The sequence below is a fragment of the Acinetobacter sp. 826659 genome, from assembly GCF_000588515.1.
Taxonomy (GTDB): domain Bacteria; phylum Pseudomonadota; class Gammaproteobacteria; order Pseudomonadales; family Moraxellaceae; genus Acinetobacter; species Acinetobacter pittii.
The window spans coordinates 84,404-100,418 of record NZ_JFYD01000002.1 but is presented as its reverse complement, the minus strand read 5'-3'; the positions used below and the strand labels follow the sequence as shown (position 1 = coordinate 100,418).

Annotated in this window: 16 protein-coding genes; 2 read left to right on the top strand and 14 right to left on the bottom strand. The window is 41.3% G+C overall.

Annotation, left to right across the window (positions count from 1 at the left end; translation table 11 throughout):
• Window positions 1–203: 203 nt before the first annotated feature.
• A complete protein-coding gene (locus tag J663_RS04960; RefSeq protein ID WP_005803268.1) occupies window positions 204–431 on the bottom strand; it encodes a hypothetical protein in 228 nt (75 codons plus the stop codon).
• Window positions 432–721: 290 nt separating this feature from the next.
• On the opposite strand from J663_RS04960, the gene J663_RS04955 reads away from it, so the two are divergent.
• Window positions 722–1,141, top strand: a complete 420-nt coding sequence (locus J663_RS04955; RefSeq protein ID WP_014205905.1) for a hypothetical protein — start codon at window positions 722–724, stop codon at window positions 1,139–1,141.
• A gap of 48 nt (window positions 1,142–1,189) precedes the next feature.
• Here J663_RS04955 and J663_RS04950 read toward each other — a convergent pair whose 3' ends face one another.
• Entirely contained in the window at window positions 1,190–1,951 is a 762-nt protein-coding gene (locus J663_RS04950) for a ferredoxin--NADP reductase (protein ID WP_033848216.1), read from the bottom strand.
• Between the two features lie 86 nt (window positions 1,952–2,037).
• On the opposite strand from J663_RS04950, the gene gigC reads away from it, so the two are divergent.
• Window positions 2,038–2,922, top strand: a complete 885-nt coding sequence (gene gigC / locus J663_RS04945; RefSeq protein WP_002120024.1) for a LysR family transcriptional regulator GigC — start codon at window positions 2,038–2,040, stop codon at window positions 2,920–2,922.
• A gap of 19 nt (window positions 2,923–2,941) precedes the next feature.
• Here the strand turns inward: gigC and J663_RS04940 are convergent, their stop codons facing one another.
• The 12 genes from J663_RS04940 to nuoE all read right to left on the bottom strand — a co-directional run bounded on the left by J663_RS04940 (window position 2,942) and on the right by nuoE (window position 16,010).
• Window positions 2,942–3,235 carry a cold shock domain-containing protein gene (locus J663_RS04940; RefSeq protein ID WP_005071069.1) on the bottom strand — a complete coding sequence of 98 codons (294 nt, stop codon included), beginning with the start codon at window positions 3,233–3,235 and terminating at the stop codon, window positions 2,942–2,944.
• A 116-nt stretch (window positions 3,236–3,351) separates the two neighbouring features.
• A complete protein-coding gene (upp, locus tag J663_RS04935) occupies window positions 3,352–3,987 on the bottom strand; it encodes a uracil phosphoribosyltransferase (RefSeq protein ID WP_002120045.1) in 636 nt (211 codons plus the stop codon).
• A 100-nt stretch (window positions 3,988–4,087) separates the two neighbouring features.
• Window positions 4,088–5,581 (bottom strand): NADH-quinone oxidoreductase subunit NuoN, encoded by a 1,494-nt coding sequence (nuoN, locus tag J663_RS04930; RefSeq protein ID WP_002120035.1) that lies wholly within the window; start codon window positions 5,579–5,581, stop codon window positions 4,088–4,090.
• Between the two features lie 2 nt (window positions 5,582–5,583).
• Entirely contained in the window at window positions 5,584–7,182 is a 1,599-nt protein-coding gene (gene nuoM / locus J663_RS04925) for an NADH-quinone oxidoreductase subunit M (protein ID WP_002120006.1), read from the bottom strand.
• A 1-nt stretch (window position 7,183) separates the two neighbouring features.
• Complete coding sequence (nuoL, locus tag J663_RS04920) at window positions 7,184–9,073, bottom strand: NADH-quinone oxidoreductase subunit L (protein WP_032070527.1); 1,890 nt, start codon at window positions 9,071–9,073, stop codon at window positions 7,184–7,186.
• Window positions 9,070–9,378: an NADH-quinone oxidoreductase subunit NuoK gene (gene nuoK, locus J663_RS04915; protein ID WP_000529822.1), complete on the bottom strand. Its 309-nt coding sequence runs from the start codon at window positions 9,376–9,378 to the stop codon at window positions 9,070–9,072. Before nuoK ends, nuoL begins: the two co-directional genes overlap by 4 nt.
• On the bottom strand, window positions 9,378–9,896 hold the full coding sequence (gene nuoJ / locus J663_RS04910; RefSeq protein WP_014205902.1) for an NADH-quinone oxidoreductase subunit J: 519 nt from the start codon (window positions 9,894–9,896) through the stop codon (window positions 9,378–9,380). Before nuoJ ends, nuoK begins: the two co-directional genes overlap by 1 nt.
• Window positions 9,896–10,438, bottom strand: coding sequence for an NADH-quinone oxidoreductase subunit NuoI (nuoI, locus tag J663_RS04905; protein WP_002120012.1), 543 nt, complete (start codon window positions 10,436–10,438; stop codon window positions 9,896–9,898). The genes nuoJ and nuoI overlap by 1 nt, the downstream gene beginning before the upstream one ends.
• 18 nt (window positions 10,439–10,456) lie before the next feature.
• Entirely contained in the window at window positions 10,457–11,473 is a 1,017-nt protein-coding gene (nuoH, locus tag J663_RS04900; protein WP_004703499.1) for an NADH-quinone oxidoreductase subunit NuoH, read from the bottom strand.
• A 3-nt stretch (window positions 11,474–11,476) separates the two neighbouring features.
• Complete coding sequence (gene nuoG, locus J663_RS04895) at window positions 11,477–14,161, bottom strand: NADH-quinone oxidoreductase subunit NuoG (RefSeq protein WP_032056926.1); 2,685 nt, start codon at window positions 14,159–14,161, stop codon at window positions 11,477–11,479.
• Window positions 14,162–14,172: 11 nt separating this feature from the next.
• Window positions 14,173–15,504, bottom strand: coding sequence for an NADH-quinone oxidoreductase subunit NuoF (gene nuoF / locus J663_RS04890; RefSeq protein WP_002120030.1), 1,332 nt, complete (start codon window positions 15,502–15,504; stop codon window positions 14,173–14,175).
• Window positions 15,501–16,010, bottom strand: coding sequence for an NADH-quinone oxidoreductase subunit NuoE (gene nuoE / locus J663_RS04885; protein ID WP_002120040.1), 510 nt, complete (start codon window positions 16,008–16,010; stop codon window positions 15,501–15,503). Before nuoE ends, nuoF begins: the two co-directional genes overlap by 4 nt.
• Window positions 16,011–16,015 lie beyond the last annotated feature (5 nt).

The following is a 16,015-nucleotide window of genomic DNA, read 5'->3' as shown; positions in this document are numbered from 1 at the left end:
ATGTTCTTTTCAGTGCTATCAATAGTGAAAACACTTTTCGTTGTTAAAAATGACGATGAATGCGGTCTATCTCACCTTATGTTTTGAATATTTTCTAATCAACACAGTTCTGCATAAATACAACAAATTGATGCAAAAGGTTGCAAAAAAAGCCTTCAGGTCACGTCCTAAAGGCTTTCTATAAAGATATACTGGTTAGCTTATTACCCTTTATAAATATTCAAATCTGAAGTGCTCTTAATGACATGTGGTGTGGCCTCATGTTGAAAAGCGGCTTCTTCTTTAGGTGTTTTGCTGTGATCAGCAACCATGTAGACGATCAGTGCAATAAGAAAAAGCCCAACAATAATTAAAATGTAAACTGGCAATCTTCTTTTTTTCGCAGTTTCTTCAGGACTCGTCACATGAGGTGGTTTTGAAAAATCATGCATCTTCTTTCCCCTCTTCTTTTATCATTAACTTTATAATCATCATAGCAATTTGGTTTGTTGCATTGTGTGAAAAAGCATTATGCTAAGGTGTCTGTGTTTGCAAAACTCTACTATTAAAATCATAAAAACAGTATAAAATTTAGGCAAAATTATTTAGCCATTTAAAAATAATAACGAGTTATACTCGAGCTTCTTTAATGTTCTATTTGTAATACAATATGTTTTAGCGCTTACTTTTTATAAAATAGGCTATAATAAGCCCCCTTGTTTTAAAGCTGCTCTATTTTATGATGTATCGTCAGCAAAACGTAACACTTGATCTCGACACTGACGTCACACATCAATGTTATATACATCAGACGAGAGACGAACATCTCATTGGTATTATTGAATTTAATAAACCAAGTTATGAACTCAAATGGGGTGATTTAGAGTATTTTCGTCGCCGTACTGAAGAATTTTCCGTCATGCCATTTCCTGACTGCATTAATGCCATGATTGTTGATATTCGTAATATCAATATTTTTCTGGACAATGATGTTCCGATTTTACCTTGGCGCTTACTAGAAGAAGACTGTCCTGTTCGCTTAGTCGTTCCACAAGATCGTTTGGAACATTATGCAGGTCTTTTTGAGCCAACTTGGCTTTCAACCGATGTAGATAGCGCAATTTCAGAAATTCGCGAATTTATGGATATGTTTGTCCACTAATAAACATATCCATAAAATTAATTATAAAGTTGTTTTCACCGCAATTTATTACCAGTAATTTTCTACCGCAATATTTCCCTCACCTCGACGATTCATCGTCAAACCACGGCGCTTTAAAGCCTCTTTAGTGTCATCTACCATTTGCGGATTTCCACAAAGCATGACGTGGCTTGTAGCAGGGTTCAGTTCTATACCAGCAAATTTTTCTAGTTCGCCGCTTTCAATCAGAATCGGTAAACGCTCATGTAGTGGTGCAGATGGATCACGCGTAATAATTGGAATAAATTTGAAGCCTTCGTGTCCTTCTCCAAAAGTTTCAGCAATCTCTTGAATACGATCAACATAAGCTAACTCAGCTGCGGTACGGACACTGTAGACCAAATTAATTTTTTGATATTTAGACCATGTATCGAAGTCTTGTAGCATCGATAAAAATGGAGCTAAACCTGTACCTGTTGCCAATAACCATAAATCATGTGGTAAAGGTTGTTGATAGCGAGCTAAAGTCAAATAACCATAAGGTATTTTTTCTAAATAAAGCTCGTCTCCTACCTTTAAATGTTGAAGATTTGACGTAAATGCACCGTCTGGTACCACAATCGAAAAAAACTCAAGCGTTTCATCAAATGGTGATGAAACTACCGAATAAGCACGAACAACAAGTTCCTCTCCAACTTTTAGCCCAATACGTGCGAATTGCCCAGCAGTAAATTTAAAATGTGCAGGGCGAGTCATGGTGAAACTAAAAAGAGTTGGAGTCCAGCGGTGTACAGATAAAACTTTTTCTACGCTAAATTTTTCAATTGACATGATTTCAACGTGGCATGAAATAGTGCGCTCATGTTAGCATGACAGCCGAAATAATGAATACTTTTAAACGTTAAGGCTTTTTAAACATGCGCATGACATTACGCCAGTTGGCTGTTTTTGTAGCAGTCGCTCAAGAAGGAACTGTCACCAAAGCCAGCGATGCGGTCAGACTGACGCAAAGTGCAGCAAGTATGGCTTTAGCTGATTTAGAGGATGGCCTTGGTGCTCCTCTCTTTGATCGTTTAGGTAAACGATTACAACTTAATGATTTAGGTCGTTTTCTATTGCCACAAGCCTTAGAGATATTAGGTCGCTGTGAAGCTTTTGAGCAAGCTGCAAAAGGTGAATTGCAAAGTATTGATTTACGTATTGGGGCCACTTTAACGATTAGTGATTACCTCATGCCAGATTTAATGGCAAACTTTTTACAGCATCATCCTAAAGCACATTTGCAATTACAAGTGGGCAATACACGCCAAATGATTGAAGCAGTCAATCAATTCCAACTTGATTTAGCTTTAATTGAGGGATCATGTCATTTACCTCAACTCCAATGTATTCATTGGCGTGATGATGAGCTTGCGGTTTGCTGTGCCCCAAATCACCCGTTAGCACGTTTAAATAGACCTCTAACAGCGCATGATTTTCTTCAAGTCGAATGGATTTTACGTGAAGAAGGCTCAGGGACTCGTGAAGTATTTGATAATGCGATATTGCAAGATCTGCCAGACGCGAATATTCGCTTAACCCTAGGTCACAATGAAGCAATTTTAAAAATCGTTGCTGGTGGTTTAGGTATGTCATGTATTTCTAAACTTGCCATTGAACCTTTAATTGAAAAGGGACAATTAGTAATTTTAGATACACCATTCTGGCAGCTTACGCGTCCGCTTTATATGCTGGTACACCGTCAAAAGTATCAAGGTCCAGGCCTCAAAGCATTCTTACAATTCTGTGAAGATCAGGTTTAAAACCTGATCTTTTCATTGATTAGCGTCGAAAATTTGATAGCAATTCGCTTGTGATCGCTTTATTGTGATCCGCAATTTTATTTTTCTTGGTTTTCGCAGGATTCGGGTCAACACGCTCAATTTTGATCGCTTTAAATTTGCCCTGATTATCTGCAGCAAGAAATCTCACTTTTTCATTTCTTTTCGGTTCGCCCTCTGATGCAGGGAAATCAGAAATATGAAAGAAAATATCACCTTCACTAGTTTCAATAAAACCAAACCCTTTATCAGCGTTATATTGTTTTACCCATCCAGTATAAAACTCTTGCTTCATGATCTTTCCCCTACTTTTCCAATCCAGTTGTTGCAATAAATAAAAAAGAGACTCACGATCCCGTTTTTAAAATTATACGGTTGAATGAAGTCTCTTTTTAATGCTATTTCAAAAAATTAATCTTTTTGTACACTACCAAAAATTTTATCGCCAGCATCACCCAAGCCAGGAACAATATAACCTTGTTCATTTAAGCCATTATCAATAGATGCCGTATAAATTTGTACATCCGGATGAGCTGCTTCAACTTTAGCAACACCTTCAGGAGCAGCAACCAACACCATAACACGGATATCTTTACAACCACTTGCCTTTAACACATCAATAGCAGCAACTAACGAATTACCAGTTGCTAGCATTGGGTCAATAATCATCGCAAGACGATTAGCCACATCTGGAACTAATTTTTTGTAATACGTGCGAACTTCTAATGTTTCTTCATTACGCTCAAGACCTAAAACACTCACTTTTGCGCTTGGAATTAGATTAAGTACGCCATCTAACATACCAATTCCGGCACGTAAAATCGGTACAATCGTTATTTTTTTACCAGCAATACGCTGAGTAGTAACAGTTCCAGCCCATCCATCAATTTCACAATCCACAACTGGCAAATCTTTTGTTGCTTCATACGTCAATAACATAGTCACTTCCTGAGCAAGCTCACGGAAGTTCTTAGTACTGATATCAGCACGACGTAACAAACCTAATTTATGACGAATAAGTGGGTGACGAATTTCTTGAATGGCCACAGATGTTACCTAAAAATATAAAAACGTATTTATTATAATCTTTTTTTAACGCTCAATAAAAAAAAGCCTCCAGATTTGGAGGCTTTTTTGTACACCAGAATTACTGTTGTGAAAGCATGAAATGTAATGGAGATAAAATTTCTGCTTTTAATGCCAAATTAATCATTGGATCTGGGTAAACACCCAAAATAATAACTAATGCAGCAGCAGCTAATACCATTAAACCACCCACTTTTTGTCCCCAATGAGCATCTGCATCAATACGAGGAGTTTCTGGTGGTGTCATATACATTACAACCATCACACGTAAGTAATAGTACAAACCGATACCACTACCCACAATAATCATTGCAGCTAAGAACCAGTGTTGAGTTGTTACAGCAGCCATTACCACCAAGAACTTACCAATGAAGCCTGCTGTTAATGGAATACCAGCCAAAGACAACATCATGACTGTTAAAGTTGCTGTAAGTACTGGACGGCGCCAGAACAAACCACGGTAGTCTGCAAGACTTTGTGCTTCATCTACGTTGTTATATGGGCTAGACATTAATGCTACCGCACCAAAGGCACCGATAGTAGTTAATACATAAGACACCACATATACAGTTACGCTACCCAAGCTCGCATAAGTCATGCTAATTAAAGCAATTAACAAATAACCAAAGTGAGCAATAGATGAATAACCAAGAATACGTTTCAAATTAACTTGACGAACAGCGAGTAAGTTACCAACTAAAATCGACAATACAGCAATGATCGTCAAAATAGTTACTAACGAGTTCACCATCATTGCGCCTGAAGCAAGCATGTAGCGCACGAACAAACCAATTGTTGCAACTTTAGCAGCAGTCGCTAAGAAAGTTGCCATTGGCGCTGGTGCACCTGCATATACATCTGGTGTCCATTTATGGAACGGCGCAAGCGATAATTTAAATGCAACAGCAAAGATAATAAGTGCTAAACCTAATAACACCATTGGCTGTTTGATTGCTTCAAATAATGCTTGTACAGAATCATAGAATGAAAGCGAACCTGTATATGCATAGATATATGCCATACCCATCAACAACATTGCAGAAGCTGTCGCTGAAAGTACAAGGTACTTAATACCCGCTTCAAGTGAGTTACTGCGTTGATAAGTATAAGCAAGTAAGCCATATACAGGAATCGACATTAACTCAAGGCTAATGAAGAACGATGCATAGTGAGAGCTTGCAACCATCAACATTGCACCTGCTACTGAAGCAAGTAACAAAAGATATAACTCTTCGCGGTTGTCTTTATAAGTTTCGATGTAAGCATGAGACAAAGTACAACATGCCAATGCCGCAATCAAAATCATAAATTGATAGAACATGGTAAATGGATCAACCATAAACATGCCCATCACATTTGCCGGTACAAACTTACCGCCAAATACTGCAAATAAAATATAAAGTGCAGCAAGGTTTAAACCGACAACAGAGGCTGTTGCGATTAAATTATGATTACGCTTAATTGAAATTAACAGCATGACGACGATTGTTGTCAAAGCAACAATCATCACCGGAGCTAAAGGCATAAGCGTAGAGAATGATACTGTGAAGTTCATGATTATTGGATCTCCACATGGTCAAGTTGAGTAGCTGTTTGCTGAACAGTTTCAACGACTTCTTGTACTGGCACATAACTATTGACCAACCACTGCATGCTTGAATGAGATACATCCAAGAATGTTTGTGGGTAGATACCAAGCCAAACGAGACCAATCGCACAAATCATCAAAATACCAACTTCACGAGCAGATAAGTCTTTCAATGGACTAGTGTAATGTTGCTTTTGTTCAGGATTTGGTTCACCAAATAAAGCACGGTGAATCAAGATCAAGCCATATAAACCTGCAAATACAAGGCTGATAGAAGCAAGAATCGTGAAGACAGGATATTTATTAAATGAACCCATCAAAATCAGGAATTCACCAATAAAGTTACCTAAACCCGGTACACCTACAAGAGCAGCAACGAAGAACATCAAGAAAAATGGCAAGTACTGAAGCTGGCCACGAAGACCACCCATTAAACGTAAATCACGTGTATGTAAACGTTCGTAGATTTGACCAGACATAATGAACAATGCAGCTGATGACAAACCATGTGCCAACATCATGATCATTAGACCTTGGAAGGTCAAAATATTACCTGCATAGATTGCAAGTAAGATAAAGCCCATGTGTGAAATCGACGTATACGCAAGTAAACGTTTCATGTCAGTTTGCTGGTAAGCACACCATGCGCCGTAGAAAATACCAATCAAACCAAAAATAATCGCAATGTCTGCAAACTGTGCAGAAGCTGTCGGGAAGAATGGAATAACAAAACGAAGCAAGCCGTACGCAGCTGTTTTAATCAAGATACCCGCTAAGTCTACAGAACCCGCTGTAGGTGCTTGAGCATGTGCATCTGGTAACCAACCGTGTAATGGGAATACTGGTAACTTCACCGCAAAACCGATGAAGAAACAGATCATGAAACCGTACGCTAAGCCTGCAGGTAAATGGTTAGCTACAGCTAATAAATAGTTGTAATCAAAACCGATCATGCCTGTCATCATGTAGCCATAAACTACAAGACCTAGGATACCGATTAACATCACTAGACCAGCAATCTGCGTGTAAAGGAAGAACTTAGTTGCAGCGTAAACACGTGAACGACCATTTGAACCTTTATGACCCCATAACGCAATCAAGAAGTAGATTGGTACAAGCATCATCTCCCAGAAGAAGAAGAACAAGAACAAGTCAATCGCTAAGAATACACCGATAACGCCACCTAAACTCCATAATAGGTTTAAGTGGAAGAAACCAACGTTCTTTTGAATCTCGCCCCATGAACAACCAACAGCAAGTACACCAAGTAACGCTGTTAATAACACCATGAGTAAAGATAGACCATCCACAGCTAAGTGAATGCCAATACCGAGTGATTGAATCCACGGTAAATAGAACTCAGCAGACCAAGTTGGGATTTTAGAACCCAACTCGTAGCTATAAGTTCCACTTTGCCAAAGTGCAAGACCTAAGCCCAAAGTAATGAGCATACCAATTAAGGCAATCCAGCGTGGCAAAGTTTTGTCGAGCTTATCGACTAACCAACAAATAAAACCGGCAATGAACGGAACAAGGATCAGCGCGGGTAAAATTAAATTGTTTTCCATTTTATTTCCCCACTACCTGAATAACGATCAAGATCATCAATAACACCACTACACCGAGTGACATGCTTGATGCGTATTCACGCAATGAACCTGTTTGACGTGAGCTTGTAAAACTGTTTCCGCCTTTCACGAGTGCAGGAAGAACTAACCACAAACCGTCAATCGGATCACGGCCAAAGATTTTGGCGAAGAATAAATAAGGTTTAACAAAAACGATGTCATACAATGCATCAAAACCAAAAGCGGTACGGCAAATATGTGCCAAACCTGAACCCAAACTTGTTTGAGCGAATGATTTCACTGCACCATAAGCAAATGTAAATAATGCTATACCAACAACTAGACCAACTAGTGCAATACCTACTGCTAAGTGCTCTGCCCCATGCATGCCTTCCACAAATTGTTCAGCGACATGGAATTCAGGAATTTTTGCAGTATTCAGAATACCTGCTACCGGTGCTTTTAATACCGCACCAACAAAAGTAGACAATACAGCTAAAATGCCCAATGGAGCCCAGTAAGTTGCACCTTTAATCTCATGGTAAGGGGTATTTTCTTGACCAAAGAATACAACCCAGATTAAACGGAATGTATAAATTGAAGTCAGGAATGCACCTGCTACACCCACCCAATATAAGGTGTGATATAAAGCAACTGATTGACCTTGTACCCAAACTTCACCAAGAATCGCATCTTTAGAGAAGAAGCCAATAGTCAAGAATGGAATCGCTGCTAATGCACCGCCACCAATCGCGAAACAAGCAAACAGGAATTTGTTACGTTTGAACAAACCACCCATTTTGAAAATGTTTTGCTCGTGGTGATAAGCCAGAATAACCGCACCAGAAGACAAGAATAATAATGCCTTAAAGAATGCGTGAGCCAACATATGGAACAAGCCAGCTTGATACGCTTCCGCACCTACAGCCATAAACATATAGCCAAGCTGACTCATTGTTGAGTAAGCCAAGATACGTTTGATGTCTGTTTGAACAAGTGCAGCAAAACCTGCAACTAACAAAGTTACCGCGCCAGTTACCGAAATGAATTGCATCACTTCAGGAGCAAGTTCAAATACGCTGAATAGACGGCAGCATAAGTACACCCCAGCCGTTACCATTGTTGCAGCGTGGATTAATGCAGAAACAGGTGTTGGCCCTGCCATTGCATCTGCTAACCATGTTTGCAATGGAATTTGAGCAGATTTACCAGCAGCACCCAAGAACAACATTAATGCAGTCCAGATCGTAAGAGACGAACTCTTCGTCATTACTTCTGCTGCGTGTTCAACGATGTACTGAGTATTCAACGTACCAAATTGTTGGTAAAGCAAGAATAAAGCAATAAGCAAGAATACGTCACCAACGCGGGTCACTGTAAACGCTTTGATCGCAGCCCAACCATTTGCAGGGTTTGCATAATAGAAACCGATTAGCAAGTAAGAGCAAAGACCTACGCCTTCCCAACCCAAGAATAACAACGCTAAGTTGTCACCTAATACAAGCACAAGCATGCTAGCAACGAACAGGTTGAAATAAGAGAAGAAACGCGCATAACCCTCTTCACCACGCATGTACCATGATGCAAAGATGTGGATTAAGAAACCAACACCCGTGATCATACCCATCATGAGTAAAGATAAGCCATCTAAATGTAAGCTAATGCCCGGAGCAAAACCGCCAACATTGAACCATGTCCACAAGTTTTGAACAAAAACTTGCTGACCACTCGTGGTAAATTCCATTCCAGCAATGAGTGCAAATAATGCAGATAAACCTACAGAACCTACACCAATAACTGCTGCAACATTTTCAGAGAGTTTGTCTCGTCCTGCCGCCAATAAAATAAAACCGATTAGCGGAAATAATACTGTTAAATATAAATAACTCATCCGCGCATCTCACTAGCAGCATCCACATCCAAATGATGGAAGCGATGATAGAACTGAAGGACAATCGCAAGACCGATACATGCCTCTGCTGCTGCAAGGGTCAAAATCAAGATGAACATCACTTGCCCATCTGGTTGTGCCCATACGCTACCCGCAAGAACAAATGCCAATGCTGCAGCATTCATCATGATTTCAAGGCTCATTAACATAAATAATAGGTTGCGTCGCACCATTACACCGTAAAAACCGAGTGCAAAAAGGATGGTTGCAACAATCAAACCATGTTCTAAAGGAATCTGGCCCATTATTCTTTTTCCTCTTCTGCACCTGGTTCACGTTTACCTAAGTGGTATGCTGCAACAAGGGCTGCTAGCAATAACATCGCGGCAACTTCAACCAATAATAAATAGTGAGTAAAGAGTGCTTGACCAACTACTTTTGGTCCAATCACTTGTGCCCCAAGCGGTGCTGAAATAGTGGTGTATTCACCACCAAGCATCCAAACTAAAAGCAAGCCGAGTAAGAAACTCATGAGTGCTGGATATGCCCAAGCATCTGAAGAAAGCCATTTACGTTCTTGTTCAACGGTGTGTTGACCTAAGTTAAGCATCATCACCACGAAGACAAACAGAACCATAATTGCTCCGGCATAAACAATGATTTCAAGAGCACCTGCAAAAGGCGCCCCCACGATCATGAAAATACCAGCAACAGCAAGCAATGAAACAATTAGACTAAGTAGAGCGTGTACAGGGTTCGTGTTAGTCACTACACGAACCGTAGAAACGATGGCCACGAGTGCCATCAAATAAAACGGCCACATCATGGTAATAGACTCCGCACATCGATTGGTGCACTTTCTTTTTGTGCTTGACCTTTCTCTTTACCGTTAATTGCCATACCCGTTACACGGTAGAAGTTGTAGTCTGGGTATTTGCCCGGACCTGAAATGAGTAAGTTTTCTTTCTCATAAACAAGGTCTTGACGTACATATTCGCCTAATTCGAAGTCTGGTGTGAGCTGAATCGCAGTTGTTGGGCATGCTTCTTCACACATACCGCAGAAAATACAACGTGAGAAGTTGATACGGAAAAACTCCGGATACCAACGACCATCTTCTGTTTCTGCTTTTTGTAGTGAAATACAGCCAACCGGACATGCAACCGCACATAGGTTACATGCTACGCAACGCTCTTCCCCATCAGGGTCACGCGTTAATACGATACGGCCACGAAAGCGTGGCGGCACAATCTGTTCAGCCGGAACTTCTGGATATAAAATCGTGTCACGTTTACGCGTTGCATGGCTGAACACCATGAGTAACGTACGTACAATTGATCCGAATCCAGCTAGAAATTTATACATTTTGTACTCCCTGCTGTCCTAGGCCTGATTCATCAGAATCACAGCACCAGTCACTAACAAGTTGACCAACGCCAATGGCAAACAAATTTTCCAACCAAAGTTCATGACTTGGTCATAACGCGGACGCATTAAAGAACCACGTGCCAATACAAACATCATTACAAAGAATGCTGTTTTAATCACAAACCAGAATACTGGTGGAACAAATGGAATTTCTAAATTGAATGGCGCTAACCAGCCACCAAAGAATAAAGTCACGATCAATGCAGAGATTAGTACTACGTTGACATATTCAGCAACGAAGAACATACCCCATTTCATACCGCCATATTCAACATGGTAACCTTCTGCCAATTCTTGTTCTGCTTCTGGTTGGTCAAATGGATGACGGTGAGTTACCGCAACACCAGCAACTACGAAAATCAAGAAACCTAAGAATTGCGGAATGACAAACCAAACATCACGTTGTGCTTCAACAATTTCACGAAGGTTAAATGAGCCTGCAATTGCAACCACACCCATTAATGAAATACCCAAGAACACTTCATAAGAAATAGTTTGAGCAGCTGAACGTAAACCACCAAGCAACGAGTATTTGTTATTTGAAGCCCAACCACCAAACAATACTGCGTAGACAGCAATACCAGCCATTGCCATGAAGAACAATAAACCGATACTCATGTCGGCAACACCCAGTGAAGGACTCACTGGGATTACCATGAACGAAAGAACCGCTGTTGCCATTGCAACAGCTGGTGCTAAACGGAATGTAAGTTTGTCAGCAAACTTTGGGGTCCAGTCTTCTTTGAACATGATCTTGAGCATGTCGGCAACGATCTGGAACATACCACCAGGACCAACACGGTTTGGACCATAACGGTCTTGCCACCAAGCAAGTAAACGACGCTCAATAAAAGACATCAACGCTGCAACTAAAACTACAACAAGCAAAATCACAACTGCTTGAACGACAGCATAGGCAATCGGCCAGTTCTCAGCCCAAAGTGGCGTTTGACGTATAATTTCTTGATTCATGAATTACACTCCTAATGCCACTGAAACAGGCTCAGCTAGCGACACCATTGGTGCTAAACCAACTGGGTAACCAATATAACCTGTAGGTAAATATTCAATTACTTGTACCGGCAAGCTTACAGTCGTTTCGCCTGCTTTTACTGTAATGCGTTGACCTTCTTGAAGGTTCAAACGAGTTGCATCTTGTTCGCCAACTGCAAACACAGCTTCAGGAATACGAGTTTCCATTGCAGGTGTTTTAATGGTGAATTCGCCAGAACCAAAAATATGGTGCATTGGAACTAAGCGGAAACTTTCAGGATTTGCAACTACTGGCACTGGAGCAACGTAGCTACGTGCAGGACGTTTTGCCAAGCGATCGAATAAACGAACACCAGAATCACCACCTTTTAAGTGACCACCGACTTCATCTTGGTATTTGTTCCAAGATTGTGGAGAGTTCCAACCCGGAGCCCATGCAAATGGTACTAATGATGATGCTTTTTGCGGACCAACATAACCTTCCATTGAGAATGTTAATGCTGAATCTGGATCAGTAGGCTGTTTAGGTTCATGAACCGATAACGGCGCACGCATTGCTGTACGACCTGAATAACGACGTGGTTCACGCGCGATTTTCAAGCCATGTACACGGTAACCCGCATCAGGTGCAACATCTTGGATAGCTTCGAGTACTGGTACATTTTTCACGATGCTTTCAATTACATCGTCAAGTAATGTCCAATCTACAGCCTTACCTTTAATGCCAGTTTCAATGGCATGTAACCAGCGCCATGATTCTTTAATTGCATATTCAGGCTTGTAGTAACTTGGATCGTAAACTTGATAGAAGCGCTGTGCACGACCTTCTTGGCTTACAACAGTACCGTCACCCTCTGCAAAGCTTGCTGCTGAAAGAACGATATCAGCCTGTTTCACAGTTTCAGTTTCACTGTGATCAAGCACGATTACTGTTTCAGCTTTATCTAATGCAGCTTTTACTTGTGCAGCTGGTAAGCGACGGAACAAGTCATTTTCAACAATAACCAGTGTGTCGTAGTCTTGAGCAAAAGCTTGTTCAAGGCTTAAACCACCGAACAATGCCAAGCCCATAGAGTTCACTTCAGGAACTACAAGACTTAAACCAGCTTTAGAACCTAGGTTCTGAGTTAACTGTGCAGCAGCTTCCATAATAGAAGCATCTTGCAAGCTTGTACCCGCAATAATTAATGGTTTGTTTGCTGCTTTTAGAGTGTCAGCAATGGTTTGAGCAAATGCTTTTGCATCTTCATCTAAACCACTTACAACTTCACCACTTACTGCCGCAGCAACTGCAAAACCTAAACGTGCGATGTCATTTGGAGAAGCAACCACTTCACCAGTTGCAACGTCAGCAAGACGAGTTTGAGTTGCAGCTAAAATGTAAACCGGAGATTTTGCTTCTTGACCAATACGTTGTACAGGCTCAGCCAACCAATCTGGTGTACGTGTTTTTGCAGCCATTTCGCGTGCTTTGTTTTTCGCAGCTTGGCGAACAGACAATGCCATGCGAGGTGCAGTTTGAGTCAGGTCTTCACCTAAGATCAGAACAGCATCATAGCTTTCAATTTCACGCATATTCGGGTTGTAAATACCCTCGGTTTGCATGATAGAGGCAGCAAGTTCAACAAGCTTTTGCTCTTTTTGTGCAATACCAGTTGAGTAGTTTGCCTGACCTACAAGCTCACGTAATGCGTAGTTTGATTCCAAGCTTGCGCGAGGAGAACCAATACCCAAAACTTTTTTGCCTTGAAGCTTAGCAATCGCTTGATCTAGAGCTTGGTCGACAGAAACAGTTGCAACAGTTTCACCATTACGGAACTGAGGCTGACGTGGACGGTCTGCACGGTTTACATAACCTGTGCCAAAACGACCTTTGTCACAAAGGAAGTACTGGTTAACCGAACCATTAAAACGGTTTTCTACACGACGGATTTCACCATAACGTTCACCCGGAGAAATGTTACAACCAGAAGAACAGCCTTGACACACGCTTGGTGCATACTGCATATCCCACTTACGGTTATAACGCTCTGAATGAGTCTTATCAGTAAATACACCTGTTGGACATACTTCAGTCAAGTTACCAGAGAATTCAGATTCTAAAGTACCTGATTCTGGACGACCAAAGTAAACACGAGATGCATTGGCATACACACCAAAGTCTGTACCGCCCGCATAATCTTTGTAATAACGAACACAACGGTAACAAGCAATACAACGGTTCATTTCATGTGCAATGAATGAGCCGAGTTCTTGGTTGTAATGCGTACGTTTTGTAAAACGGTAACGACGACGGTCATGACCCGTCATTACAGTCATATCTTGTAAGTGACAGTGACCACCCTCTTCACAGACTGGACAGTCGTGCGGGTGGTTGGTCATCAAAAATTCAACAATAGATGCACGGAAATCCGTTGCTTCTTTGTCTTCAATTGAGATATAGGTATTGTCAGATGCTGGTGTCATGCAAGACATGACTAAACGACCACGCGTATCTTCTGGATTCGCATATTGCGTAACAGCACATTGACGGCAAGAACCAACCGAACCTAAGGATGGATGCCAACAAAAATATGGGATGTCGATGCCCAGACTCAAACATGCTTGTAGCAAGTTTTCCGAGCCGTTGACTTCATACGATTTTCCATCGACATGAATTGTAGCCATAGTCGAATTCCTTAAGCTTGTTCTACGTTGCTGGTTTGCACGACAGGACGATTCGTCACTTTCGCTTCAAACTCACCACGGAAATGTTTGAGTGCGCCCATAAGCGGCTCCATCGCACCTGGTGCGTGGGCACAGAAAGTTTTACCAATCCATAATTTACGAGTTAGTTCTTGTAAATGGTCGATATCTTCTTTCTTACCTTCGCCTGCTTCAAGTGCTTTAAGCGCTTTAACAGCCCATGGCAAACCATCACGACATGGTGTACAGAAACCACATGATTCACGCGCAAAGAATTCTTCTAAGTTACGAGTGAGCGATACCATACATTGGGTTTCATCTACCACCATTAACAAACATGTTCCCAAACGAGAACCTGCTTTCATAATCGTGTCTGCATCCATTGGTAAATCAATGGTATCTGCTGGTAAAAAGTCAGTTGAAGCACCGCCCGGTAACCATGCTTTGAGCTTTAAGCCCTCACGCATACCACCTGCATGATCTTCAATCACTTCACGCGCAGTTGTACCAAATGGCAATTCCCAAAGACCAGGGAATTTAACTTTACCCGATGCACCATAAATTTTAGTGCCTGGATCTTTTGATTTCCCCGCTGACAAGCCGATATACCACTCTGGCCCACGAAGCATGATTGCTGGCAAGTTGTTATAAGTTTCAACGTTGTTCACAATCGTCGGACGGCCCCATGCTCCAGCAACTTGCGGGAACGGTGGCTTAGTACGTGGGTTAGCACGACGGCCTTCAAGCGAGTTAATCAATGCAGTTTCTTCACCACAGATATAACGCCCTGCACCCGTATGTACATGCAGATCAAAATTCCAGCCAGAACCTAAGATATTTTCGCCTAAATAACCTTTAGCACGAATCTGTTCTAACGCTTCATTTAGATATTGAGCAGCCTCAATGTATTCACCACGGATAAAGATATAACCTTGAGTTGCTTCTAAGGTATAACCCGCAATTAACATCCCTTCGATCAATTGATGTGGAAGTTTTTCCATCAACAAACGGTCTTTAAAGGTACCTGGTTCCATTTCGTCGGCATTACAGATCAAGTAACGTGGACCACCATCATTTGGTGCCATCAATGACCATTTAATACCCGCAGGGAAACCCGCACCACCACGACCTTTTACAGTTGCAGCTTTAATGACATCTAACACTTCAGCAGGTTTCATGCCTAAAGCTTTTTTAAAGCCAGCATAGCCTTCAAGTGCTTCGTAATCATCAGCACTACGTACCGCTTCTTGTTTGCTTAAACGCCAAGTGAGCGGATGAGTTTCCGGATTACCGTCGCCATAAATTGGTTTTGGTTCAGTATTCATACATACTTCTCCAATAACTGTTTAATTGATGTCACTTCGACTAAACCGTGAGTATCTTCATCAATCATTAAAGTTGGGCCTTTGTCGCAGTTGCCTAGGCAGCAAATTGGAAGCAATGTAAAACGACCATCTGGTGTCGTTTGACCATACTGAATTCCTAATTCACGCTGGAATGCTTCAGCAAGAGTTTCTGCACCCATTAAGAAGCAAGCAATTGAGTCGCAAAGTAAAATTACGTGACGACCTACCGGATGGCGATAGATACGGTTGTAAAATGTTGCAACGCCTTCCAAATCAGCAACACTCATCGACAACAACTGTGCGATGGCATTCATTTGAGCGTCATCTACCCAACCATTACGGCGCTGTACACACTTCAATGCATCCAAAGAGGCTGCACGAGGGTATGGATAGTGACCAATGTGATGTTCGATTTCGTGAATTTCTTCCGCAGTCAAAATCCCTTCGACATTCACACGTGGTTTTTTATCAGTCAAAATCATCATTATGT